The 7,913-nt window shown below is 44.0% G+C and carries 5 protein-coding genes; 1 reads left to right on the forward strand and 4 read right to left on the reverse strand.

Annotation, left to right across the window (positions count from 1 at the left end; all coding sequences use genetic code 11):
• Window positions 1-90 precede the first annotated feature (90 nt).
• The 4 genes from NT141_00390 to NT141_00405 all read right to left on the reverse strand — a co-directional run bounded on the left by NT141_00390 (window position 91) and on the right by NT141_00405 (window position 6,859).
• Window positions 91-2,646 carry a type IV secretion system DNA-binding domain-containing protein gene (locus tag NT141_00390; protein MCX6783520.1) on the reverse strand — a complete coding sequence of 852 codons (2,556 nt, stop codon included), beginning with the start codon at window positions 2,644-2,646 and terminating at the stop codon, window positions 91-93.
• A 458-nt stretch (window positions 2,647-3,104) separates the two neighbouring features.
• A complete protein-coding gene (locus NT141_00395; protein ID MCX6783521.1) occupies window positions 3,105-4,178 on the reverse strand; it encodes a LytR C-terminal domain-containing protein in 1,074 nt (357 codons plus the stop codon).
• 243 nt (window positions 4,179-4,421) lie between these two features.
• Window positions 4,422-5,057, reverse strand: coding sequence for a VTT domain-containing protein (locus NT141_00400; protein MCX6783522.1), 636 nt, complete (start codon window positions 5,055-5,057; stop codon window positions 4,422-4,424).
• A 179-nt stretch (window positions 5,058-5,236) separates the two neighbouring features.
• A complete protein-coding gene (locus tag NT141_00405; protein MCX6783523.1) occupies window positions 5,237-6,859 on the reverse strand; it encodes a cation:proton antiporter in 1,623 nt (540 codons plus the stop codon).
• Window positions 6,860-6,905: 46 nt separating this feature from the next.
• Between NT141_00405 and NT141_00410 the strand changes: the two genes are divergently transcribed.
• Complete coding sequence (locus NT141_00410; GenBank protein ID MCX6783524.1) at window positions 6,906-7,886, forward strand: hypothetical protein; 981 nt, start codon at window positions 6,906-6,908, stop codon at window positions 7,884-7,886.
• The last annotated feature ends 27 nt before the right edge of the window (window positions 7,887-7,913 follow it).

Here is a 7,913-nt window from a genome sequence, read left to right on the forward strand (position 1 = left end):
GCAATCCAGTAAATTCGATTGGATTTTGATCGTTTACTGGATTCCGGCTCCGGGGCCGGAATGACTAGATACTAACCACTCTATACTCCCCTACTCCTCATCGTCAATCACGTCTTTTGATTGTACTGACGTTGGTAATAAGGGATCGACGTTGATCAATGGAGTTGAAGGCGGTACAACACCGTGACGTTTTTCGTCGGCGATCGCCATCCCCATGTTAAATTGTCGATTCATCCACAATTTTACCTTCTCTTCTACAAAGGCGGAATCAGTGCCGTAGGTTTGACTGGAGAGTCGACGAGCCTCTTCCTTAAAGTTCTTCTCCGGGGGCACTGGTGGCTTTAAAGAGGCCGCTGAAAAAGGCATACAGGTCATCCCGTTAACCATCATTTTAACGTACATGTGATGGGGTTCTAGAGTAATAAGATCGGTTTCGTTAAAAACCGGCGCGAATTCGGGAGCCAGATATTTAGCGTCAACCGCGCCCAGTGTTAAGGCAACAAAGGTGCCAACGTTGCCAAAGACGGCTTGCTGCAGTTCTTCCGGGAGCTGAGTGACGTATTGGTGAGTTAAATGCAAGCAGAGGTGCATTTTCCGAGCTTCGGATAGAATGTTGGCAAATGCCCCGGTGGCGAAATTCTGAAACTCGTCAACAAATAAGAAGAAGTAGGGCCTCTGGCTTTCGGGCCGCGTAACCCGCTGCATGGCCATAAATTGCAAACGACTAATGATCATTGAGCCTAGTAAATTAGAGTTATCTTCTCCAATTTTACCTTTAGCCAGGCTTACGAAGAAGATTTTGCCGGTGTCCATAATCTCGTCTAGTTTGATAGAAGAGGTTTTTTGGCCGAGAATATTGCGCATCGTGGAAGAAGACAGGAAACGACCGACTTTGTTTTGAATAGGGCTAACGGCTTCGGTAATTAGCTTTTGGTTGCCCTTCATTTCCATGAACTCTACCTCCCAGAAGCGTTTTATGACCGGGTCTTTTACTTGATACAGAATGAACTTGCGATAGTTATCATCATTTAGAAGACGCAGAACGCCAAGGAGAGTCGTCCCCGGCACTTCCAGCAGCGTTAAAAAACAGTTATTAAGGAGATATTCTAAACGTGGCCCCCAGGAATTTTCAAAGTTCTTTTTAAAGACTTCAACTAGTCCCGAAGCCATTAAGTTTTTTTGAGCTTGATCCGGGCACTCTAGAATATTCAAAGCCGGCGGCCGAGCGGTGTCGGAAGGATCAAACAGAACGACGTCTTTTAGTCGATGCTCCGGCACAAATTCTAAGAGTTCTTCGATAAGCTGACCGTGCGGATCGATAACCCCTACCCCGGCCCCACGCTCGATGTCTTGAACAATCATATTCTTAAAAATAGTCGACTTGCCGGTGCCGGTTTTCCCTATCGCGTACATGTGAACAGTGCGATCAATATCGCGAATCCCAAACTTTAGAGCCTTGTCGCGGAAAGTAGTGACCCCAAAATAAGTGCAATCTTTCGTTGGTAAGTTCAAAGGAGGCTCACTGCGACGCGCGAAGGCCCAGGAAATGGTGGGCGTTTCCACGGTGGCTGATGGCAAATGGAAAATAGAGGCCAACTCCTCCGTGTTTAGAATGTAGGATGAGGCATCGGGAAAGCGTCGCTTAATATAGTCATCGGTAAAAGCTTCGGGAACAGCGGCCGTGGCAGCGGCAAAGCTATTTAAATGAGAAGTGGAAAATTGAGTAAAAGAAGCCTCAAGAGCCCGCAAATATTCGGTGGTTAGGGCTTTGGTATAGCTTTTGACGATGAGGCGAATTCCCACCTCAAAGCCCATCTTAGTGAGTTTATTTTCGACCGCCTTTAATTCTAAATCTTGACCGGCTGAAAGCCGCACCGGCTGACTTTTATCGGCAGTGCGCGCCGGTGGTACATACGCGGCTGTCGTGAAAAGCTTTTTGGGAATATCTAAAAATATACTTAATAATTCCGTCGTGAAGGTTTTACCAATTTCTGACATTGATATCGTCACCGGTTTTAGCCCCATCCGAATCTTCTCCACATAGCTATAGCCGGCCTTTTGCCATTTGTCGGGGACCGGTCGCAGCAGAATCTGGATACCGGCCAAAGAAGCATCGTTAATGCCGGAAAGAGCGCCGGTAATGGCAGATAGCGGGTCAACTTCGAAATCCAAAAAGCTTTTAATCGGAAAAAATGTGGGTTTTGATAGTGATAAATAAGCCCCGGTAACGGCGTTTTCACCACCAATAGCCACTTCAGTCATATAATCCTTAACTTCTTTAATTTGAGAATCCGGGTATTGAGCGTAAATTTGACCTTCTACAAATGACTGGAGATGACGAGGAACGACGGCGTAAAAGACGATTTCGCCGCTGCGAACCACGATTTCAAATGATAGGTGTTCTTGAATTTCTGAAGACAATTGCAGCAAACCGTGCAACGAGGAAAACATCTGTTCCGAAGCGATAGGCGCTTTGTGAAGATCTAATACAGACAATTTTTCGGTGTTATTTTTGGGAACTTTAATTTCTAAAACGGCGTTGTCAAAAGTTTTTGAAACCGATTTCTGGGGCTCATAGGAACTCCGCCAGGCTAAATAGCCCGCTACTGCAACAATTGCGAATATAACGAGAACGGTAATCAGCACTATATTAAGTACTTAAAGATTCGCTGGATAATGGGAGTATAGTCCGACACAATTAAGGAAGCAAGTGCTTTTAGAATATGTCATTCCGGGCTTGACCCGGAATCCAGTCACATCGATTGACAGTTTACTGCTTGAGCATAAATTTGTCAGTGATCTTTTTAAAGGCCTTCTTCTCGATCTTGTATGGGCGCAGCATGAGCCGAAGGCTCCCCTTTGGGGCTGCGCCCCTACGTGGATTGAGAGAAGGCCACATAAAGTTCGTAAAACTTAAACCGATATTCGGAAATATTCGGACTCGATTCGGATTAATTCGGATGACAAATGAGAGTAAATCGGAGGTTACTGGATTCCGGGTCAAGCCCGGAATGACAAGAGGAATTATGACCACAATTAAATACCCGCCCCCTAATTTTGGAGGGCGGGTGAAGAAAGGAGAGAGAGACTTAATGGGATTTATATCACAAAACGCTCATTTGGTCAAGGCCAAGGACGAGAGTGACCTCGGCGCGGCTGCTGGAGTACTCTTTTTGGGCTGGTAAGTCACGAGTATTGTAAACGGTACTAATGTTTAAAGTGCGACCGAGGAGCGAGACGACCGGGAGGCTGGGATCACTAGTAATAATGAAACTCTTGGCATAATTACCGGTGGCATTAGTGGCCGTTAAAGCATCGCCGCCTAAATTCTGGATAAATCGCACCGCCCACAGACCCAAGCCCTCGCGGTCAGTGGCATTAAGGATGAGGACAGGCACTCGCTTTTCTTTAAGGAGGCCGCGGGTATAAAAATCAGACCAGTGGCTATCTAGTGTTTCACCAAGACCGGAAAAACCGGCGATGTTGGTTTTTTGCGGCTCTACCGTCTTTAAAAATAGTAGCACGTCCCCCATTTCGGTTAGACTTAAATTGGTAACGATATTTTCTTTTATAAAAGTAAGAATTTGTGGATAATGCCCGATATTTCTAAAACGCAATGATTCTTTAAAATCGGCCGGATTACTAGTCCATTTGGCTAAATTCGACTCGGTAATTAAGGCGTAACGGTCAATTGGAAGGGCTAAATTCTTTAAGATGACCTTGGAAATTAAGCCTAAACCAATTTTGGGATTTAAGCTGTCACCTAAAATAATGGCAGATGACAAAGGGGCAGCTCCCAGACCTAATGGGTAGTCAACAGTAACGTTGGTTGGAACCGACACGAAAGACAGACTTTTTTGATGTTTATCGAAAGTCGCTATCCCTAATTTCTTGACTTCTTCCAAACGGTCATCAGTAACGATAATGACTAGATTTAAAGGGGTGACGTCGTTCCAAACACGGCCTTCTGGAAAACTGCCGGAAGCGAGCGACAACGGTGATTTAATAAACTGCGCGAAAGACAAACCACCAAAAACGACCCCGGCCACCAGGATCCCTAAAATAGAAATTCCGGCGAGTTTTAGCCGGTGCGATAAAGTATGACGATTGCGGACGGCCTTCCAGGAAGCTTTTTTCGTAGTATTCCGGCGTGAAGTGGCAGTAACTCTTTTGGGCATTGAGTAGATATTAGATTCAGGTTGGGTGTGACGTCAAGAGGGAGTTTGATGGACAGAGATATTGAGGACAACAAGATGGATTTAATTTTCAATTCGAAATTTGAAATGAACGTTCACTTCGTTCACTACCAATTTGTGGCAAATTGTTGAATTCAATTTTTAAAATTTAAATTTTTAAACATTTAAAATTGAATTCAAATTGTAAATTGAAAATTTCAAATTATTACGTAAATAGATTATTAGTTAAGCCCGGAATGACAAGAGGAGTTTTCGAAGCTTCCCGTTGATGAGGACTTTGTTTTCTTTATAAAAATGCACTGCTGAGGGCAGGACTGATAGACCAACAATGACCGCGATGACAACCAATATATAGCGATCAATATTTGGGATCAAATTGCCAATGAAATAGCCAAACAGAGACGTTAAAAGGACCCAGAACAGACCGCCGATGACGTTAAAAGCTAAAAACCGCGGATAATCCATTTTGCCAATGCCGGCTACAATTGGAGCAAAAGTCCGAATAAAAGGCATAAAACGGGCCAAAATGATGGCTTTACCGCCGTGTTTTTTATAAAATTCTTCGGCTTTTTGAATATTTTTTTCGTGAAAAAAGAGGCCTTCTTTACGATTAAAAATCCGGTGCCCTACTCTGCGCCCAAACCAGTACCCAACGGAGTCGCCGACAATGGCGGCCACGGACGATAAGATGATCAACAGATAAATGTTAAGGTGACCGCGGGCTGCCAGCAAGCCGGCAGTAATGAGGAGACTATCCCCTGGTAGAAAAAAACCAAAGAGTAAACCCGATTCCGCAAAAACAATTCCTATAATTCCAACATACCCAAAACTTTGGATTAGGGAGACCAAATCGAAGTGCATTAAGTTAGTTTAGCAGCGAGAGTAACCACGGTCAATCACTTTGTCCCTAATTTGAAATTTGAATTCAATATTAAATTTTAAATGTTTCAAACATCGGTTGTTGTTACTTTACAAATTGGTAGCGAGCCAAGCGAGCGTATATTGATTTCAAATTGTAAATTGAAAATTTCAAATTCTTATTATATTAACTTCTCCACAATGCTCTTCGCGGCCTCCAGCTCCGGCTCAACAACAGCGGTGACGTTAAAGCCTCGTAAAAAGTCAGCATCAACCGCAGTGTGCGCCCTACAAAATATTTTAAGATTTGCGGCCACCCGACGAGTTTCTTTAATAATCAGTTCTTCCGCCATTACATCAGGAACAGCTAGGACGAGTGCCCGGGCCGACTCAATATGGGCCGCCTTAAGAACACTTTCGGAGGCAGGATCGCCGTAGACGAAGGACAGACCATGCATTCGAGCTTCTTTAAGAGCATGCAGATTATAATCAACGATCACGACCGGAATGTTGGCCGTGATGAGAGCTTCCGCGATATGCTTCCCCACTCGGCCATAGCCAACCAGAACGACGTGGTTAGTCGTGTCATTTGACCGCGCGATGACAACTCGGGCCGGCTTCTCTCCAGTCCAATTAAGCAACCCCGACAACCACCAATAAATATAATCCGCTTTATCAAAGAGAACCGGCAGAACTAAAAGTGACAAAATGATAACCGCCAAACAAACTTGATAAAATTCCGTGGTAATTAGATTAAGTCGCAGTCCTAGGGCTGCAATGATGAAGGCGAATTCCGAAGTCATCGTTAAACCCATCGCGACTTTAAAAGATATTTGACGATGGTATCCTAAGAATTTAACTGTCAAAAAGCTAACGGCGAACTTTATCGTTATAACGATTATAAATATTATTATAATAATAAACAGCGAACTTTTTATGACAGGTAGATCTACTAGGAATCCCAGAGATACGAAAAAAACCGCCGCGAAAAGGTCGCGCAAGGGCCTAATGATGCCGTGGATTTCGTGACTAAGCTCCGCTGAGGCCAGCATGACGCCACCTAAGAAAGCTCCAACGGCAAAGGAGATACCAAAAGAATATGTGACAAAGCCTAAAAGGACACAAGCCGCAAACGAAGCCACAGTCAGTAGTTCCCGACTCCCCAAAAATGCTAGTTTAGAGAATATCAACGGTATTACTTTACGGCCAACCAGCACAACGACGACCAGAAACGCTCCCGCTTTTAAAAGTGATAATAAAATGGTTAAGACAACACTACCGCCGGAAAGATCACCAGAAGCCGAAAAGATGACCAGGAGCGGAATCACCGCCAGATCTTGAATCAGCAGCCAGACGATGAGTAATTCGCCATAAACGGATTCCAGAGCGCCCTTGTCGGCTAGACTCTTGGCGATAATGGCTGTCGATGACAAAGAGATTAAACTACCAAAAAATAGCGCTTTAAATAAAGAAAAGTTAAAAAAGATCGTAAAAATTAAAGTACTGCCAATGATTGTCGCCAGAATCTGAAGGCATGCCCCCAAGATTGCAGGGCGCCCGGTTTTGAAAATACGTGATAATGAAAATTCCAGACCCACCGAAAAGAGCAGCATGGCAACGCCGAGTTCGGCCAGAGCCGGTGTTAAAGTTCCAACCCCAAAGCGAACCTTAAAAGCCACGCCGATGACGACACCGGCGACGAGATAACCAACGACCAACGGTAAGCGCAGCTTCTTGGCAACAGCTCCACCAACCACGGCGGCCAGTAAAGTAAACAGAAGTTCTAAAGAAAAGTTCCCGGACATAACTTTTATATTAACCTAATTAGCCCAATATGATAATATTCAAGTTATGCAAACCCTGGAAGATATTACCGTCAAAAACGCCAGTATAGAATTTAACATGGTGCCATCAGAACGAATAACTGAAATCTCTGAAAGCGTAGCCAGAGAGGCAAGTAGTACCTTCAACGAATCTTTCGGTGAAAGAAGTAAAGGAAGAACAACTAATGATTCCATTAAAGAATTTTGTACCCTTATGGATGAGTTTATTGACGCCACAATCGTAGGTGACGCAGATGTTTTTAGAGGAGAAAAGTTGTCGAAAGAAGAAATTGGCTTTATCGCAATGATGACAATGACCACAGAACTTTTTGTAACTAATCGTGCTCGTGAGGTTAAAGCTGCAAGACTTGGGATTAAACCGGAAAGAGATGACGTTGGAGCTGAAGCGGCGTATAGAGGTGCCATATTTACGCATTTGGTAGCTTCAGTATTTCTTAATAATAATGTAACCTACGATGAAGCAAAAAGCTTTTGGGAAGGCCTGCGCACAATAAATAAGGCAGCAACAATTAATGGCGAAGAGCCAAGTACTACTTATATTGATCAACTATACCGCGGAGTTATGGCAGAAGTGGCTACTGCGTTTGCCATCCAAGCTGGAGATATTGGAGGTAAAGAAGTTTATGAAGTACTAGAACCGTCCAGAAACGACGACCTACGCAACCAATTGGATTTAATTGTGGTTAGCCCATCTGGAAAAAGAATATACGTTCAATGCAAGGGTGTAGCTCGTATGGAGGAGTCACGAGTGACTATGTACGATCCAAGTCAAAACTACGATTGGTCTCAAAGTAAATATGATCTCAGTAGATTACTAGATAAAGCCTACTTTGATAGGGCGGATCTTGCCTGTTTGGTGGAGGTAGGATTTGCGAGCCCAGATTTGGAAGAGTATACTGGCGTAACCACGCCAAAAGGAGCTGGTCAAATTTTTAATCGCATTAAATCAGCCGTGAAAGACTTAGATAAGGAGAGTGTTCTCGCATGAACCATGAACAAGCTCTAGAATTAATTA

This window comes from candidate division WWE3 bacterium (assembly GCA_026396615.1).
Lineage (GTDB): Bacteria > Patescibacteriota > WWE3 > JAPLWK01 > JAPLWK01 > JAPLWK01.

Bases quoted from the DNA above. Each gene is read 5' to 3' on its own strand.
- NT141_00395 (MCX6783521.1), bottom strand. From the start codon at position 4,178: ATGCCCAAAAGAGTTACTGCCACTTCACGCCGGAATACTACGAAAAAA.
- NT141_00400 (MCX6783522.1), bottom strand. From the start codon at position 5,057: ATGCACTTCGATTTGGTCTCCCTAATCCAAAGTTTTGGGTATGTTGGA.
- NT141_00405 (MCX6783523.1), bottom strand. From the start codon at position 6,859: ATGTCCGGGAACTTTTCTTTAGAACTTCTGTTTACTTTACTGGCCGCC.
- NT141_00410 (MCX6783524.1), top strand. From the start codon at position 6,906: ATGCAAACCCTGGAAGATATTACCGTCAAAAACGCCAGTATAGAATTT.